15 protein-coding genes are annotated in these 15,478 nt (G+C 67.8%); 7 read left to right on the top strand and 8 right to left on the bottom strand.

All coding sequences use genetic code 11. The features are described from left to right. Entirely contained in the window at positions 1-816 is an 816-nt protein-coding gene (locus tag AAC979_RS21040; protein WP_371348852.1) for an ABC transporter ATP-binding protein, read from the top strand. Positions 817-826: 10 nt separating this feature from the next. Continuing rightward, positions 827-1,549: an ABC transporter ATP-binding protein gene (locus tag AAC979_RS21035; protein WP_371348851.1), complete on the top strand. Its 723-nt coding sequence runs from the start codon at positions 827-829 to the stop codon at positions 1,547-1,549. A 64-nt stretch (positions 1,550-1,613) separates the two neighbouring features. Here the strand turns inward: AAC979_RS21035 and AAC979_RS21030 are convergent, their stop codons facing one another. From AAC979_RS21030 to AAC979_RS21000, 7 genes are all read right to left on the bottom strand, one after another. Continuing rightward, the gene (locus AAC979_RS21030; RefSeq protein WP_371348850.1) at positions 1,614-2,354 is read right to left on the bottom strand and encodes a GntR family transcriptional regulator; all 741 of its coding nucleotides are present in this window, start codon (positions 2,352-2,354) and stop codon (positions 1,614-1,616) included. 66 nt (positions 2,355-2,420) lie between these two features. Continuing rightward, positions 2,421-3,203 carry an alpha/beta fold hydrolase gene (locus AAC979_RS21025; protein WP_371348849.1) on the bottom strand — a complete coding sequence of 261 codons (783 nt, stop codon included), beginning with the start codon at positions 3,201-3,203 and terminating at the stop codon, positions 2,421-2,423. Positions 3,204-3,212: 9 nt separating this feature from the next. Next, entirely contained in the window at positions 3,213-3,509 is a 297-nt protein-coding gene (locus AAC979_RS21020; protein ID WP_371348848.1) for a DUF6166 domain-containing protein, read from the bottom strand. Positions 3,510-3,908: 399 nt separating this feature from the next. Further along, entirely contained in the window at positions 3,909-4,343 is a 435-nt protein-coding gene (locus AAC979_RS21015; protein WP_371348847.1) for a hypothetical protein, read from the bottom strand. Between the two features lie 171 nt (positions 4,344-4,514). Next, the gene (locus AAC979_RS21010; protein WP_371348845.1) at positions 4,515-5,393 is read right to left on the bottom strand and encodes an efflux RND transporter periplasmic adaptor subunit; all 879 of its coding nucleotides are present in this window, start codon (positions 5,391-5,393) and stop codon (positions 4,515-4,517) included. Further along, positions 5,390-5,623 carry a DUF1656 domain-containing protein gene (locus AAC979_RS21005; protein ID WP_371348844.1) on the bottom strand — a complete coding sequence of 78 codons (234 nt, stop codon included), beginning with the start codon at positions 5,621-5,623 and terminating at the stop codon, positions 5,390-5,392. Before AAC979_RS21005 ends, AAC979_RS21010 begins: the two co-directional genes overlap by 4 nt. Then, complete coding sequence (locus tag AAC979_RS21000) at positions 5,623-7,731, bottom strand: FUSC family protein (RefSeq protein ID WP_371348842.1); 2,109 nt, start codon at positions 7,729-7,731, stop codon at positions 5,623-5,625. The genes AAC979_RS21005 and AAC979_RS21000 overlap by 1 nt, the downstream gene beginning before the upstream one ends. A gap of 283 nt (positions 7,732-8,014) precedes the next feature. Here AAC979_RS21000 and AAC979_RS20995 point away from each other — a divergent pair, with 283 nt between their 5' ends. The 5 genes from AAC979_RS20995 (at position 8,015) to AAC979_RS20975 (ending at position 13,873) form a co-directional block, all read left to right on the top strand. Continuing rightward, complete coding sequence (locus AAC979_RS20995; RefSeq protein ID WP_371348841.1) at positions 8,015-8,962, top strand: ubiquinol oxidase subunit II; 948 nt, start codon at positions 8,015-8,017, stop codon at positions 8,960-8,962. After that, positions 8,959-11,088 carry a cbb3-type cytochrome c oxidase subunit I gene (locus AAC979_RS20990; RefSeq protein WP_371348840.1) on the top strand — a complete coding sequence of 710 codons (2,130 nt, stop codon included), beginning with the start codon at positions 8,959-8,961 and terminating at the stop codon, positions 11,086-11,088. Before AAC979_RS20995 ends, AAC979_RS20990 begins: the two co-directional genes overlap by 4 nt. Further along, positions 11,085-11,717 carry a cytochrome c oxidase subunit 3 gene (locus tag AAC979_RS20985; RefSeq protein WP_371348839.1) on the top strand — a complete coding sequence of 211 codons (633 nt, stop codon included), beginning with the start codon at positions 11,085-11,087 and terminating at the stop codon, positions 11,715-11,717. Before AAC979_RS20990 ends, AAC979_RS20985 begins: the two co-directional genes overlap by 4 nt. Further along, positions 11,714-12,058, top strand: a complete 345-nt coding sequence (gene cyoD, locus AAC979_RS20980) for a cytochrome o ubiquinol oxidase subunit IV (RefSeq protein WP_371348837.1) — start codon at positions 11,714-11,716, stop codon at positions 12,056-12,058. Before AAC979_RS20985 ends, cyoD begins: the two co-directional genes overlap by 4 nt. 147 nt (positions 12,059-12,205) lie before the next feature. Continuing rightward, positions 12,206-13,873 (top strand): alpha-amylase family protein, encoded by a 1,668-nt coding sequence (locus AAC979_RS20975; RefSeq protein ID WP_371348836.1) that lies wholly within the window; start codon positions 12,206-12,208, stop codon positions 13,871-13,873. Here AAC979_RS20975 and AAC979_RS20970 read toward each other — a convergent pair. Further along, positions 13,870-15,468, bottom strand: coding sequence for an alpha-amylase family glycosyl hydrolase (locus tag AAC979_RS20970; protein WP_371348834.1), 1,599 nt, complete (start codon positions 15,466-15,468; stop codon positions 13,870-13,872). The two genes, AAC979_RS20975 and AAC979_RS20970, sit on opposite strands and share 4 nt — an antisense overlap. Positions 15,469-15,478: the final 10 nt, after the last annotated feature.

The following is a 15,478-nucleotide window of genomic DNA, read 5'->3' as shown; positions in this document are numbered from 1 at the left end:
ATGGCGGCGCTTCTCGAAGCCACCACCGTCTGCAAGAGCTATGGCGATTTCCACGCCCTGACCAATGTCTCATTCTCGATCAGCGATGGCGAGTTCATCTCCATCGTCGGCCCCAATGGCGCGGGCAAGAGCACGCTGGTGAATGTGCTCACCGGCCTGCTCAGGCCGACCTCGGGACAGGTCTCGTTCCGTGGCAGCGACATTGGCGGCATCGGTCCGGTGGAACTGGCCCGGCGCGGCATGGCGCGCGGCTTCCAGCTCGTGAACATCTTCCCCGCGCTCACCGTGCGCGAGGCGCTGTGCGTCGCCGCCTCCTCGCGGCTGCAGCGCATTCGCAATCCGCTGCGCAGCCTGCGCCGTGACAGCGAGGTGCATGAGGCGGTGGAGGAGGTGGCGGACATCTTCCATCTGCGCCACCGGCTCGACCAGCAGGCCCGCGCGCTGTCGCAGGGCGAGAAGAAGCTGCTCGATGTCGCCAGCGCCTTCGCGCTGAAGCCCGAGTTGATCCTGATCGACGAACCGACTTCCGGCGTCTCCACCGGCGACAAGCACGCCATCATGGAACTGCTCGTCGCCGCCTGCCGCAAGGCCGGGGTGCGGGCGATCATCCAGGTCGAGCACGACATGGATCTCGTCGCCCGCTATTCCGACCGCATCGTCGCGCTGCAGGCCGGCCGCGTGCTGGCCAATGAGAAGCCGGAGACCTTCTTCAAGGACCCGGCGCTGATCGCCGCCGTGGTCGGCACGCGGCGGCCGCAGATGAAGCACAAGGCATCGGACGCCGCCGCCGCCTTCGCCCACCCGACCAGCCATTGAGGAGCCCGATATGCTCAGGATTTCCGGCCTCAAGGTCGATATTGCCGGCAGCCGCATTCTCAATGGGCTCGATCTCACCGTCGAGCCGGGGGAACTCGTCTGTCTCATCGGGCGCAATGGCGCCGGCAAGACCACGACCTTCCGCACCATCATGGGCCATCGCGCGCCAGCCGCCGGCACGATCAGCTTCAAGGGGCAGAACCTTGTGGGCATGCCGACCTACAGGATCGCCCAGCTCGGCATCGGTTATTCGCCGGAGGAATCCGACGTTTATGCCGATCTCACCGTCGCCGAGAACATCGCGCTGCCGACCTGGACCCGCCCTTCCCCGCTGTCGGAGGAGGAGCGGGTCGAGCGCTCGCTAAAGGTGTTTCCCAAGCTCCGGCAATATCTGGCACGCGGCGGCCAGCAGCTCTCCGGCGGCGAGCGCAAGATGGTCTCGGTCGCGCGCGCGCTGGCGCTCGACCCCAGCCTGCTTCTGCTCGACGAGCCGTTCGAGGGGCTGTCGCCGGCGATCATTCCGATGATCTCGGAAGGCATCGCCTCCATCCGCGCCATGGGCGAGGCGGTGCTGATGGCGGAATCCAACGTCCACCACCTGCCGGACTATGTCGATCGGCTCTATGTGGTGGAGCGGGGCGAGATGATCTTCGAGGGCACGCTGGCGCAGGCCCAGGCCGACCGCGCGGTGATGCGCGTCATCGCCGGCGAGGTGGAGATGGAGCACGCCTGAGCGCGCTCCTGTCCCAGCCACACCGTCGACCGATCAGGCCGGTTCAAGCTCGTCGGATCAGGCTCTAATCGTCGAGCGTCTTGCGGGCGAAGGATTCGATGTAGTCCATCAGCCTGTCGGACGCCGCCGCCGCCGCCGCCCCGTCGCGCACGGCGATGGCGGCGGCCAGTTCGGCATGAAGCTGGGCGGCCAGCGGCAGATCGGCGACGCGCTTATAGTGCTGGTACCAGAAGCGGCGCGAGAGCGCGTGCATCAGCCCCATGGAGCGGCTGGCGAACTCGTTGCGCGCCGCATCCGATACCAGCGTGTTGAGCTTGCGGTCGAGCCGCATGAACTCGATGCCGTCGGCGCGCTCCGCCGCGTCCTGCATCCCCTTGGCGATCTGGGCGAACTGCTCGCATTCCTCGTCGCTCGCCCGTTCCGCCGCCAGCTCGGCCATCAGCCGCTCCAGCACGCGGCGGGTTTCCAGCAGGCGAAGCTGGGTGCGCAGATTGATCTCCGACACCAGCACGCCGCGCCGGGGCAGCACCACCACCAGCCCGTCGCGGGCGAGCCGCTGCAAGGCTTCGCGGATCGGCGTGCGGCCAATGTCGAGCCGCTGCGCCAGGGTGAGTTCCGAGAGAACCGTGCCCGGCGGCAATTGCAGCGTCGAGATCAGCTCCTCGAGCTGACGATAGGCCCGGTCGGTGAGCGTGAGATCATCGGCCTCGACGCTCGCCTCCTTGCGCCGGTTGCGGGCGCCGCCGGTCTTTCGACCATCCATCTTGCGGGCGTCTGCGGCGCGCTTGGTGCCTGCTGGCGGCATGGGGAACTCCGGGTGCAACGGGCCGCCGGGTGAAGTCGGCGGCAGAGATCGTCCGATGCTGAGATATCACTGAGTCGCGTTCAGCCTATCAGAGCGCGCCGCGGCATGAAGGCGCAACACGCTTAGAGCGAAGCGGGCGGGGTCTTCCACCATGAGATTGTGGCCGGCGCCCGGCCAGATTTCCAGCGACGCCTGCGCGATGCCGGCGGCGATGACCCGGCCATGAGCGAGCGGGCACTGGTCGTCGCGTTCGCCATGCAGCAGCAGCGTGGGGAGCGTGATCCGCGCGAGCCCGGGACGCAGATCCGCCGCGCGCACCGAGGCCCAGGCGCCGGCGACGGCGGTCGGCGTGGCCGAGGCGGTCAGGCCGAGCCGTGCCGCCCGCGCCGCCGCTTCCTGCGCGACGCCTTCGGGCGTCTCGGCATGAAACCATACCGCCTCGCGGCCGGGATGCGCGGTGCCGCTGGCGAGCACCAGCCCGTCCAGTCCCCGCGCGCCAAAGCGCGCCAGATAGGTCAGCGCCACCAGCACGCCCATGCTCCAGCCCACCAGCGTGACCGGGGCGGGGGCGGCGGCGATCACCGCGGCGAGATCGTCGGCGAAATGATCCAGGCTGTAGGCGGCAATGTCGCCGGGGCTGGGCGAGCGCCCGCGCCCGCGCAGATTGGGCATAAGGACAGCGCGCCCGGCATCGAGCCGGGGCGCGATCTCCGCCCATGCCGCCGCCGTGCCCTGAATGCCGTGAACCAGCACGAAGGAACCATTGGCGGGATCGGCCCCGCTTTGGGCGACGAGGCATTCCACCGCCCCGGCCGGCGCGGCGACGAACTGCGCGACGAACGGCGCCATGGAGACGGCTCAGGCCGCGCGCGCGGTCAGGGCGGCGTCGATATCGGCGGTGGTGAACTCCCACTCATTGCCGAAATTGGCCACCACCTCGCGCATGAAGCGCTCATAATTCTGCAGGGCGGGCGTGGCCGCGCCGAAATGATCGGCCAGCATGGCGAGGGCAAGCTGGGCGGGCGCGACGCCCTCATAGCTCCACTCGAAGCCGTCGCGACTGATCGGCTTGATGTCGGTGCGCTCCGGCAGCAAGGCGCCGTCCACCGTCACCGCCACCCCGTCGATGGTCCTGTCACCGCGATATGTCTTCATGGCACGCATCCATTAACTCCCGACACCTGACATATTAGATGTTTATCTAGTGTCTGGCAACCGCCTCCGCTCGCAGGCATGCGCCGGAGCTGCGACGACCTTTTCCGGCGATGCAGAGGGCAGCACGCCTATGAGGCGGAGACGCGCCTCACGCTCAGGCGCGGGCGGATGCGGCACGGAGTCCGCCGCCTGCGGGGGGCGGGGTGCGCACGCTCGTGACAGGTGGGAATCTTCAGTTAAGCGGCGACACGCGCGGCCCCGCCGGGCGCTAACTCGGAGCGATCGGGCGCGGCGGGTCCTGCCCGGCGCCGGGGCGACCGGCGCTGCCCGCAGGGCGCCTGAAGGCATGGCGGCGTTCGGCGCGCCATACCTTCAGGGACAACTCACTTCAGGGACAACTCACTTCAGCGACAGGGCCAGCCCGCTCAGATCGAGGCTGACGATGACGCCCTTCTGCTCGCCGCTCAGTTCCAGAACCGCGCCGTTCTGGTTGGTCAGCACGACGACCTGCGCGCCCTTGCCGAAGGCCGCCCCCGCCCCGCCCTGGGCATAGACCCCGGACACGTCGGACGCGCGTTTGATGTTCCGGACCTTTCCATGCAGGCGGGTCTCGGAGGCGCCGAAGGTGAAGCCGTAGCTCAGCCCGCCGACCGAGAGCGGGTATTTGCGACCCTTGAACGTCAGCACGCCGTCTCCGGCCGATCCGCCTACGACAAAACCGGCCTTCACGATACGAATGCTGATGGAGCCGTCATCGGCGCTCGCCAGCGAGACGGTGCCGAACAGCGCGGCCAGCGCGAGAAGTCCAACCCTTAGCATCGACAGGACGTTCATCGACGTTTCCTTTCCAACCAGATCAACGGGCCATTCGCCCACCGTCAGACAACGCTCACTCTGGGGGTTCGTTGCTCAACAATCAATTCGCCTGCCGGCGCCACTGGCGTGCCGGCGATGCGGCAGCGGCCGACATCTCGCCCACCGCGCCGGCCCGTCCAGCCGCACCCTCTAACCGCCCTCCCCCGCCGGCTTGATCACCACGGTGGCGGACATTCCGGCGGCGAGGCGGACATCGGGCGGCAATGCTTCCAGCTTGATGCGCACCGGCAGACGCTGGGCGAGACGGATCCAACTGAACTGCGGATCGACCCGCGCCAGCAGCCCGGCCGCGTCGTCGGGGTTGGCGATGGCCCGCGCCACGCCCTCCACCACGCCGTCCAGCACCACCCCGCCCGCCATCAGCTCCACCCTGGCGGGGGCGCCTTCCCGGATCTGCGGCAGCTTGGTCTCCATGAAGTAGCCATAGACATAGAAGGAGCGGGAATCGACAATCGCCAGCACCCCCTCGCCGGCCGTGGCGTAGTCGCCGACGACCGCGGTGAGGTTGGTGACATAGCCGTCCACCGCCGCATGGACACGGCTGCGGCGCATATTGATTTCGGCGATGGTCAGTTGGGCCTGCGCCACCCCCAGCGCCGCCTCGGCCTCGGCCGCGCGCGTCTGCATGGCCTCCCCGGCCTCAATGGAAAAACCCGGGCTGTCCTCGCGCTGCAGGGTGCGGAAGCGCGCGGCGTTTTCCTGCGCAAGGCGCATCGCCGCCGTCTTCATCGTCACCTCCGCCCGCGCGAGGTTCAGCGCCGCCGCGAAGCGCTCCGGGTCGATCTCGAACAGGAGGTCGCCCTTCCGCACCGTCTGGTTGTCGCGCACATGGAGGGTGCTGATCAGTCCGGACACGTCGGGCGCCACGCGCAGCACGTCGGCCAGAACCCGCGCATCGCGCGTCCACGGCGACAGCAGGTAGTAGTTCCACAAATGCCAGCCGGCAAAGGCGGCGATGGCAACCGTGGCCAGCGTCACCGCGACGCGAATGGCGTTGTGCCCGCTCATGCCGGACCTCCTGTCAGAAGCGGCAGCCCGAGAGTCAGGGCGGCCAGAACGATCACATAGAGCGCGGCATCGAACAGCGGGCGATGCCAGACGAGGGCGTAGAAGCCGCTCCAGCGGGCGAGCCGGCTCAGCGCGAAAAAGGGAATGAAGGCGATCAGCGCCCACATCAGCACCGGCGGCAGGTAGAAGCCGAAAAAATCGAGTGTGTGAAACAGCGGATTCCACGTCATCACGCGCGCGCCTCGCACAGCGCGCGAAAAGCCTGGTCGCGCAGGGTCCGATCCTCCAGAAAACACAGGCTCGCCGCCACCTCGGCGAGGAGCGAGGCCGGCGCGGCGCCCGGCCGTGCCTCCGTCTGCGCCAGCGCGGCGCGCAACGGGGCGAAGCTTTCAGCGGGAGCGGTCGGGGGCGCGGCGGCTGTCCCGTCGCCCCGCCCGCCGGGCGCCAGCGCGCCGGCGAAGCGTTCAAGCCCCTCCGCGATCGCCGCACGCAGCGGCGGCGGCAGCGCCGGGCTGTCCGCCGCCTCCCGCAGCCGACCGAGTTCCCCCGCGCTGGCGGCGCAGGCCAGCAGGCCGCGCAGCAGCCTGTCATGGGCGGGACGCGCCGGCGTCAACTGCGCCAGCAGCGCGCCCAGCGACCCCAGTATTTCGCGCGCCGCCGCCCGTGGCGCGCGCTGCCCGCGCGCCACCTCAGGCAGCAGCACGCCGAGCGCACGGTCAACCGCGCGGCGGCGCGAGGCCCGCGCCGTCGCCGGCACGAGCCGCACCACCATCAGGCAGACGAACATGCCGAAGGCGAGACCGAAGCAGAAATTGGCGAAGTCCAGAGGATCAGGCGTGAACACATTGCCGGTCGCGGCCGCGGCGACGTAGAAAATGGTGAAGGTTCCCGCCGTGCGGGCATAGCGCGGCGTCGCGATCAGCAGGCCCGCCGGCACCAGCACCGCCAGCAGGAACAGCGCCAGCGCCTCGAAGCCCTCCAGCCAGGGATAGATGAAGACCATGGTGGCATAGGCCGCGAAGCAGGCCGCCACCACCGCGCGCAGATAGGGCCAGCCGAGCTTCTGCGGATCATCAGTGTTCACGCATTGATAGTTCATCAGGGCGAGCCCGGTAATGCCGGCAATGCCCTGGTCCCATTGCGTCGCGTACCAGATGGCGCAGAAGATCATCAGCCCCAGCGCGGCGCGCCCGCCCTGCAGCAGGGCGGAACCGTGGGCGGCGGCTCGTCTTTCGCGGTGCCGCGCGGTGCCGGCGGCAGGCGGCTCGAACACCGCGCGCTCGGCGAGGCACAGCAGGGCGAGTTCGCGCAGCATCGCCCCCGCCTGCCGGCAGATCAGCACGGCCTCGGCCCGCGCCGCGAGCGGCGTGGCGTCGCCCGGCGCGGACAGCCGGCGGGCGAGCGCGGCAAGGTCCAGCCGGAGCGTGGACAGGTCGGCGCAGTGCCGCTCCGGCCGCTGCAGCAGGGCGGGGTCGGCCGCGCCGCGCTCCAGCAGCGCCACCATCCGCTCCAGCGCCGCCCGCAGCGCCTCGGGCGCCGCCTGCGTCCCCGCCCCGTCGGCGGCGAGCCGCAGATGCAGCGCCCGCGCCTGCGCCAGAACGCCGAGAAAGCGGCGGGCGACCTCGTCCATCCGGTCGCGATCGGCCCGCATCTCCGGCGCTTCAAAGCGCGTATAGGAGCGGAGCGCGTCAAACTTCACGATCTGCGGCAGCAGCGACCGGCGGTCGTCGATCACTTGGTCGCCGCGCGTGGCCGCGCGCAGGGTCAGCGCGGCATGGGCGCACAGCCCGCGCAAGGTCTTCGCCAGCAGCCCGCGCAACTGGGTGCCGGCATGGTCGGGCAGCACCAGCGCGCCGGCCAGCGTCGCGCAGGCAATGCCGATGCTGATCTCGCTCACCCGGTCCACCGCCACCAGCCAGGCCGCAGCGGGCGCGGCGGCGCCCTGAAAGGTGACCAGCAGCCCGGTGAAGCCCGCCAGCATGAAGCCATAGGCGGTGAAATTGCTCGCCTGAGCGGCGCCGTAATAGCACAGGAAGATCCAGACCATGGCGCTGCCGACGAGGAGCAGCGGGTCCTGCGAGAACAGCTTGACGGCGGCGAGGCCGTAAAGCGCGGCGAGAATCGTGCCGAGGAAACGGAACGCCCCCTTGGCCAGCGCCGCCCCGGTGGAGGACTGGGTCAGGAGATAGACGGTCAGGATCGCCCATTGCGGCTCCTGAAGCTCAAGCCAGTAAGCAAGGGCGAGCGCGACGATGGCCGCGCCCGCGAGGCGCGAAGAAAACAGAAGAGTGCGCCAGTTCGGATTCAGTAGAAATCCGTGTCTATTGTCACGCGGCAAAGAGTGACTAAGTCGCACCTAGAACCTGCCTTGAACGTGACGTGGCGTCGCGCGATTATAGCCATCCTGCCCTGAATGAACAGCCCGCCCCTCCTCCGCCGTGAGGCGCCGCCCGGCCACGCCGCCGCCATGCAGCGGTCACGACTTTTCCGTAATCCATACAAAGTGAGACAGTGAACTCCGTCGCCTTTCGTGCTTTCCTGCAAGCGGGGTACGGGTCGATGTCTTCACATGAGAGGCGCGCGACAGTCGCAGGGGGGCCGTGTTGAGGTTGAGGGGATTGATGGCCGGGTTGCCGGCCCTTGCCATGCCATGTGCGGCCTCCGCCGCAGGCTTTCTCGAACCGGCCGGGCCGATCGCCGCCGGTCAGATCGCGCATTTCGGCACGATCAGCGCGCTGATGCTGATCGTCATCGTGCCGATGTTCATCGCGCTGCCGCTGGTTCTGTGGCGCTACCGGCGCGGCGGCAAGGGCAGCTACCGGCCGGACTGGGAGTTCAACTGGGGGCTGGAACTTCTCATCTGGGGCGTGCCGGTGGCGCTGGTCGTGGCGCTCGGCACCGCGCTGTGGCGCCAGACCATCGCCGGCGACCCCTACCGCCCGCTGGGGCCCGACCCGCTGGTGGTGGAAGTCGTCGCGCTCGACTGGAAGTTCCTCTTCCTCTACCCCGAACAGGGCGTGGCGACGCTCGACCTGCTCGCCTTGCCGGAGGACCGGCCGGTGACGCTGAAGCTCACCAGCGGCACCGTCATGCAGTCCTTCATCGTTCCGCGCCTCGCCGGCCAGATCTACGCCATGGCCGGCATGCAGACGCAGCTCAACCTCATCGCCGACGAGACCGGCGATTTCACCGGGCGCAACACCCAGTATAACGGCCTCGGCTTCGCCACCCAGTCCTTCACCACACGGGTGATGACGCCGGACGATTTCGATGCCTGGGCAGCCTCGGCCAAGACGCAGGCCGCCACCCTGGACGCCCGCGCCTATGCCGCGCTGCTACCGTCCTCGGTGGTGAGCGAGCCGGTGATCTATGGCAGCTTCACCCCCGGCCTGTTCGACCAGATCATCGCCAGCTTCGCCCCCGGCATGACCGGCGGGCACGCCGCCCACGCGCCGCAGGCCCGTAACGACGCGCCGCAGGCCGCCCACGCGCCGCAGGCCGACACCGACGCGCCGGCCGCGGCCGCGCCCCATCAGCATCACCAGACCACGCCGGAGGCCGGACAATGAACTGGGAGCTTGTCTTCGGCCAGATCAAATGGACCTCCTTCGTCTTCGCCGGGATGATCGAGAATCCCTCGCTCAGCGAGGCCATCGCCTCCGGCGCGGGCTCTCTCGCCGTGCTGGGCGCGATCGCGACGGTGATCCTGCTCACGGTGAAGGGCTGGTGGGTACCGCTGTGGCGCGACTGGCTGACCAGCGTCGACCACAAGCGGGTCGGCATCATGTATATCGTGGTGGCGCTGATCATGTTCGCCCGCGCGGTGATCGAGGCGGCGCTGATGCGCGCCCAGCAGCTTTCCGCCTATGATGGCGGCGGCTTCCTCTCGGCGGATCATTTCGGCCAGCTCTTCAGCACCCATGGCACGATCATGATCTTCTTCGTCGCCATGCCCTTCATCACCGGGCTGATGAACTATGTCATGCCGCTGCAGATCGGCGCGCGCGACGTGTCCTTCCCGCTGCTCAACGCCATCTCGCTGATGCTCACCGTCGCCGGCGCCATGCTGGTGATGGTGTCGCTGGTGGTCGGGCGTTTCTCCACCGGCGGCTGGTCGGCCTATCCGCCCTTCACCGGCATCGAGTTCAGCCCGGACGAGGGGGTGGATTACTGGATCTGGGCGGTGTCGCTCGGCTCCATCGGCTCGACGCTGACGGGGCTGAACTTCGCCGTCACCATCTACAAGAAGCGCTGCCCCGGCATGTCGCTGTTCCGCATGCCGCTGTTCACCTGGACGACGTTGTGCACGTCGATCCTGATGATCTTCGCCATGGCGCCGCTGACCGCCGCCACCATCATGCTCGCCCTCGACCGCTACGCCGGCTTCCATTTCTTCACCAATGGCGACGGCGGCAACATGATGAACTACGCCAATCTGTTCTGGCTGTTCGGCCACCCGGAGGTCTACATCCTCATCCTGCCGGCCTTCGGCGTGTGGTCGGAAGTGGTCGCCACCTATTCCAGCAAGCGCATCTATGGCTACACCTCGCTGGTCTACGCCACCATGTGCATCGCCGTGCTCTCCTTCGCCGTGTGGCTGCACCACTTCTTCACCATGGGCCAGAGCGCCAATGTGAACGCCATTTTCGGCATCGCCACCATGATCATCGGCGTGCCGACGGGGGTGAAGGTCTATGATTGGCTGCTGACCATGGTGGGCGGGCGCATCCGCCTCTCCACGGCGATGCTGTTCCACATCAATTTCCTGCTCACCTTCATTCTCGGCGGCATGACCGGCGTGCTGCTGGCCAATCCGGGCGTCGATTTCCAGGTGCACAACACGCTGTTCCTAGTGGCGCATTTCCACAACATGATCATCCCCGGCGTGCTGTTCGGCATGTTCGCGGCGGTGCAGTTCTGGTTCCCCAAGGCGTTCGGCTTCCGCCTGCATGAGGGGCTGGGCCGCGCCTCCTTCTGGTGCTTCGCGCCGGGCTTCCTGCTGGCCTTCTTCCCGCTCTACTGGCTCGGGATGATGGGCGCGACGCGCCGCACCTTCGAATGGTCGAACCCGGATTATCTGCCCTGGCTCGCCCTCGCCATGCTCGGCGCGGCGCTGATCCTCGCCGGCTTCGCCTTCATGACGGCGCAGTTCATCGTCTCGGTGCGCCGGCGCGAGGAACTCGCCGCCCCGCTCGGCGATCCCTGGGACGGGCGGGCGCTGGAATGGTCGATCCCCTCCCCGCCCCCGGCGTGGAACTTCGCCGTGCTGCCGCAGGTCACCGCCCGCGACGCCTTCTACGAGGCGAAGAAGGACGGCACCGCCTATCGCTCGCCGGCGGGCTATGAGGACATCGAGGTGCCGCGCAACACCGCGACCGCGCCGCTCATCGGCCTGTTCGCCTGCGCCTGGGCCTTCGGCCTCGTCTGGCACATCTGGTGGCTGGCCATCCTCTCCTTCGTGCTCATCTGGGCGGTGGTGATCGCCCGCTCCTTCGCCACCGACACGGAAGAGACCGTGCCGGCGGCCACGGTGCGGGCGGCGAACGAAGCGTTCCTCGCCGCCGTGCGCGCCGCGCCGGGCGTGACCCGCGACCAGGAGATGACGGCGGCGAACCGGGGCCGTGCCATCCCGGAAAGTCTGGAGGGAGGCGCCGGCGCCCTTGCCGCCGGCGCGGCCATGGAGGTGACGCGATGAGCCTTTCCGAACGTCTCCACCCCGGCATCAATCTCGCCGGCACCGATCCGGAAAGCCACGAAGCCGCCGAAGAAGTGCTGTTCGGCTTCTGGATCTTCCTGATGAGCGATCTGGTGCTGTTCGCGGTGCTGTTCGCCACCTATGCCGCCATGAGCGTGCAGGGCATCGCCGAAGGCCCGCGCCCGGCCGAGGTGTTCGACCTCACCGCCGCGTTCCTGGAGACGCTGCTGCTGCTGCTCTCCAGCTGCGCCTTCGGCTTCGCCATGCTGGAGATGAAGTACCGCGAGAACCGGCGCGGCGTGCTCGGCTGGCTGCTCGTCACCGGCCTGCTCGGCGCCGGCTTCGTCGGCATGGAGCTGCACGACTATTATGTGATGATCACCGCCCATGGCGCGCCGCCGCAGGCGAGCGGCTTCCTCTCCGCCTATTACCTGCTCACCGGCACCCATGCGCTGCATGTCTCGTCCGGGCTGGTGTGGATGGCGGTCATGGCGGTGCAGGTGGCGGCGCTGGGCATGAACCCGGCGGTGAAGCTGCGGCTGATGCGCCTTGCCTTGTTCTGGCACATGCTCGATGTCGTCTGGATCGGCATCTTCACCTTCGTCTATCTCTACGGGGTCGTGTCATGAGCAACCGGGTGTCCGCCGACCTGCCGGCCAGCGAGCTTGAGGACGAGGGCCATGAGCGCCGTTCCTATGTGATCGGCCTCGTGCTCGCGCTGGTGCTGACCACCGGCGCCTTCGCGGTGGTGTGGTTCGATCTGTTCAGCGGTGCCGCCGCGCTCGCCGCGCTGGGGCTGCTTGCCGTGCTGCAGGCGGTGGTGCATCTGCGCTACTTCCTGCACATCGACCTTCAGCGCTCGCACCGCGACGACCTGTTGCTGATCCTGTTCACCGTGCTGATCCTGCTCATCATGGTGTCCGGCACCATCTGGATCCTCTACGACCAGCACATGCGCATGATGGGCTGACGGCGGGCCGACCGCCGGAAGCGACTGGCGCTGCGGCGGCCGGCTATGCAGGCTGCGATGAAAGCGGCTGCGAGGAACGCGGCTTCGAGGAACGCTTGCGCCGCATGAAACGTTGCGCCCCGGGATTTCTCACCGGGAGCGCCGCGCGTGATCACCGACCTCTGGTACAAGAACGCCATCGTCTACTGCCTCTCCGTCGAAGGCTTCATGGATTCGAATGGCGACGGCATAGGCGATTTCCGCGGCCTGATGCGGCGGCTCGACTATCTGCACGGGCTGGGCGTCACCGCCATCTGGCTGATGCCGTTCCAGGCCTCGCCCGGCAAGGATGACGGCTATGACGTGGCAGATTATTACGGCGTCGACCCGCGCTATGGCACGCTGGGCGATTTCGTCGAATTCACCCACGCCGCCCGCCAGCGCGGCATGCGGGTGCTGATCGACCTCGTGGTCAACCACACCTCGAACCAGCACCCCTGGTTCAAATCCGCCCGCTCGGACCCCAACTCGCCCTATCGCGACTGGTATGTCTGGTCCAAGACCAAGCCGAAAAACGCCGATGAAGGCATGGTCTTTCCCGGCGTGCAGACCACCACCTGGACCTATGACAAGGCGGCTAAGGAGTATTATTTCCACCGCTTCTATGATTTCCAGCCCGACCTCAACACCGCCAACCCCGATGTGCAGGCGGAGATTCTGCGCATTATGGGCTTCTGGCTCGAACTCGGCGTCTCCGGCTTCCGCATGGACGCCGTGCCCTTCGTCATCGCGGAGAAGGGGGCGGAAATCGACGGCAAGCCGATCGAGCATTTCAACATGCTGCGCACCTTCCGCGAGTTCCTGCAGTGGCGGCGGGGCGACGCGATCATCCTGGCGGAAGCCAATATCCTGCCCGAGGACGACAAGAAATATTTCGGCGCCGATGGCGACCGCATGCACATGATGTTCAATTTCCAGGTCAACCAGTCGCTTTTCTACGCGCTCGCCAGCGCCGACATGAAGCCGCTGGTCAAAGCGCTGAACGCCACGCGGCCGGACTATGCCACCGCGCAATGGGGCCTGTTCCTGCGCAATCATGACGAACTCGATCTCGGCCGGCTGACCGAAAAGCAGCGGGAGCAGGTGTTCGCCGCCTTCGGGCCGGACAAATCCATGCAGCTCTATGACCGCGGCATCCGCCGCCGTCTCACCCCGATGCTCAAGGGCGACCGCCGGATGATGGAGCTGGCCTACAGCCTCATGCTCTCCCTGCCGGGCACGCCGGTGCTGCGCTATGGCGACGAGATCGGCATGGGCGACGATCTCAACCTGCCCGAGCGCTACTGCGCACGCACGCCCATGCAATGGTCGAACGAGAAGCAGGCCGGCTTCAGCGCGGCGGAAAAGACCTATTTGCCGGTGATTTCCGAGGGCGCCTATGGCTATGAGCAGGTCAATGTCGCCGACCAGCGGCGCGACCCGGAATCCTTCCTCAACTGGATGGAGCGGATGATCCGCACCCGCCAGGAAACGCAGGAAATCGGTTGGGGCGCCTTCGAGGTGGTCGATGTCGGCCACGACGCCGTGCTGTGCCTGCGCTATGAATGGCGCAACAACGTCGCCGTGTTCCTGCACAATTTCCACCCCGAGGGGGTGAGCGTCCGCTTCGCGCTCGAAGCCCCGGAGGGCGAGCCCGACCGGCTGGTCAACCTTTTGTCCGAGGACCACGCCCAGGCGGACGCCAAGGGCCGCTACGAGATCACGCTGGAGCCCTATGGCTATCGCTGGTTCCGCATGGGCGGGCTCGACTACGCCTTCCGCCGCTCGGAACTTTAGTCCCGCCCGTCCAGCGCCACGATGACCCCCTCATAGGGCCGCAGCGCCAGGCGGCCCTCCACCCGCTCGGCGCGGTCGCCCTCGGTGGAGAGCAGCACCTGCCCCCGGGTGCCGGGCGGCAGCGGAATGTCGCCCTGGGCCCTGCCGGCGAGGTTGAGCGCCACCAGCACGCATTCCTGCGCGCTCTCGCGCAGGAACACCAGCACGTCCCCCAGCGCGGTGATCTTGCGATAGCTGCCCGCGTGCAGCACCGGATGGGCACGGCGCAGCGCGATGAGGTCGCGGTAGAGCCGTAGCAGCGAGGCGGGCTGTTCCGCCTGCACCGCGACATTGCGGGTGGCGAAGTCCGCCGCCAGCGGCAGCCAGGGCTGGCCATTGGTGAAGCCGGCATGCGGCGAGGCGTCCCACTGCATCGGCGTGCGCTCGGGATCGCGGCCGAGGCCGAGCCCCGGCTCGTTCTTCTCCCAGGGGTCCTGTGCGTCGTCGGTGGAGATAGGCACATTCTCCATGCCGATCTCGTCGCCATAATAGAGCGTCGGCGTGCCGCGCAGGGTGAGCAGCAGCATGGCGGCGACGCGGGTGCGCGCGGCGCCGATGCGCGAGGCGATGCGCGGCTGGTCGTGATTGCCCAGCACCCAGTTCGGCCAGCCGCCTTCCGGCACCGCCGCGTCATATTCGGCGATCAGCGCGGCGAGCTGCGGCGCGGTCCAGCTCGCATGGATGAGCTGGAAGTTGAACGGCAGATGCGCGCCTTCGAGATTCTCGCCGTAATAGGCCACCAGCCGGTCGATCGGCAGGTAGATCTCGCCGATCAGCACGCGGTCGTCATATTCGTCGATCACCGCGCGCAGTTCGGCGATGATGGCGTGCACATCGGGCTGGTCGGTGGAGCGGGTCTGCAGGAAGCGGCGAATATCGCCGTCGCCGGGCGCATATTCCGGATTGGGCGGGTTGTCGCGGAACTGCTCGTCCTTCATCAGGTGCCAGATCACATCGACACGGAACCCGTCCACCCCGCGCGCCATCCAGAAGCGCAGCACATCGTGCATCGCCGCCCGCACGGCGGGGTTGCGCCAGTTGAGGTCCGGCTGCTGTTTCAGAAAGGCGTGGTAGTAATATTGCCCGGTCGCAGGGTCGAGGCTCCAGGCCGGCCCGCCGAAATTGCTCATCCAGTTATTGGGCGGGCCACCATCAGGCGCGGGATCGCGCCAGATGTACCAGTCCCGCCGGGGGTTGTCGCGCGAGGCGCGGCTCTCGACGAACCAGGGATGCTGGTCGGAGGTGTGGTTGGGCACGAAGTCGAGCACGATCTTCAGCCCGCGCGCATGCGCCTCGGCCACCAGCCGGTCGAAGGCGGCGAGATCGCCGAACATCGGGTCGATGTCGCAGTAATCGGCCACGTCATAGCCGAAATCGGCCATGGGCGAGGGGAAGATCGGCGAGATCCACACCGCGTCGACGCCAAGCGTGACGAGATAGTCCAGCCGCGCACGGATCCCGTCGAGGTCGCCAATGCCGTCGGCATTGCTGTCCTGAAACGAGCGGGGATAGACCTGATAGAAAATCCCGCGCTGCCACCAGCGTGTCTGCGTCATCCGCGCCTCC

This window comes from Ancylobacter sp. IITR112, from assembly GCF_041415945.1.
Classification (GTDB): Bacteria; Pseudomonadota; Alphaproteobacteria; order Rhizobiales; family Xanthobacteraceae; genus Ancylobacter.
The sequence above is the reverse complement of the archived record's forward strand: the minus strand, read 5'-3'. Positions and strand labels throughout refer to the sequence as shown.

Coding starts and splice junctions, on each gene's coding strand:
- AAC979_RS20985 (WP_371348839.1), top strand. CDS start 11,085: ATGAGCCTTTCCGAACGTCTCCACCCCGGCATCAATCTCGCCGGCACC.
- AAC979_RS21030 (WP_371348850.1), bottom strand. CDS start 2,354: ATGCCGCCAGCAGGCACCAAGCGCGCCGCAGACGCCCGCAAGATGGAT.
- AAC979_RS21020 (WP_371348848.1), bottom strand. CDS start 3,509: ATGAAGACATATCGCGGTGACAGGACCATCGACGGGGTGGCGGTGACG.
- AAC979_RS21040 (WP_371348852.1), top strand. CDS start 1: ATGGCGGCGCTTCTCGAAGCCACCACCGTCTGCAAGAGCTATGGCGAT.
- AAC979_RS21035 (WP_371348851.1), top strand. CDS start 827: ATGCTCAGGATTTCCGGCCTCAAGGTCGATATTGCCGGCAGCCGCATT.
- AAC979_RS20995 (WP_371348841.1), top strand. CDS start 8,015: ATGGCCGGGTTGCCGGCCCTTGCCATGCCATGTGCGGCCTCCGCCGCA.
- AAC979_RS21025 (WP_371348849.1), bottom strand. CDS start 3,203: ATGGCGCCGTTCGTCGCGCAGTTCGTCGCCGCGCCGGCCGGGGCGGTG.
- AAC979_RS21010 (WP_371348845.1), bottom strand. CDS start 5,393: ATGAGCGGGCACAACGCCATTCGCGTCGCGGTGACGCTGGCCACGGTT.
- AAC979_RS21015 (WP_371348847.1), bottom strand. CDS start 4,343: ATGAACGTCCTGTCGATGCTAAGGGTTGGACTTCTCGCGCTGGCCGCG.
- AAC979_RS20970 (WP_371348834.1), bottom strand. CDS start 15,468: ATGACGCAGACACGCTGGTGGCAGCGCGGGATTTTCTATCAGGTCTAT.
- AAC979_RS20990 (WP_371348840.1), top strand. CDS start 8,959: ATGAACTGGGAGCTTGTCTTCGGCCAGATCAAATGGACCTCCTTCGTC.
- AAC979_RS21005 (WP_371348844.1), bottom strand. CDS start 5,623: ATGACGTGGAATCCGCTGTTTCACACACTCGATTTTTTCGGCTTCTAC.
- cyoD (WP_371348837.1), top strand. CDS start 11,714: ATGAGCAACCGGGTGTCCGCCGACCTGCCGGCCAGCGAGCTTGAGGAC.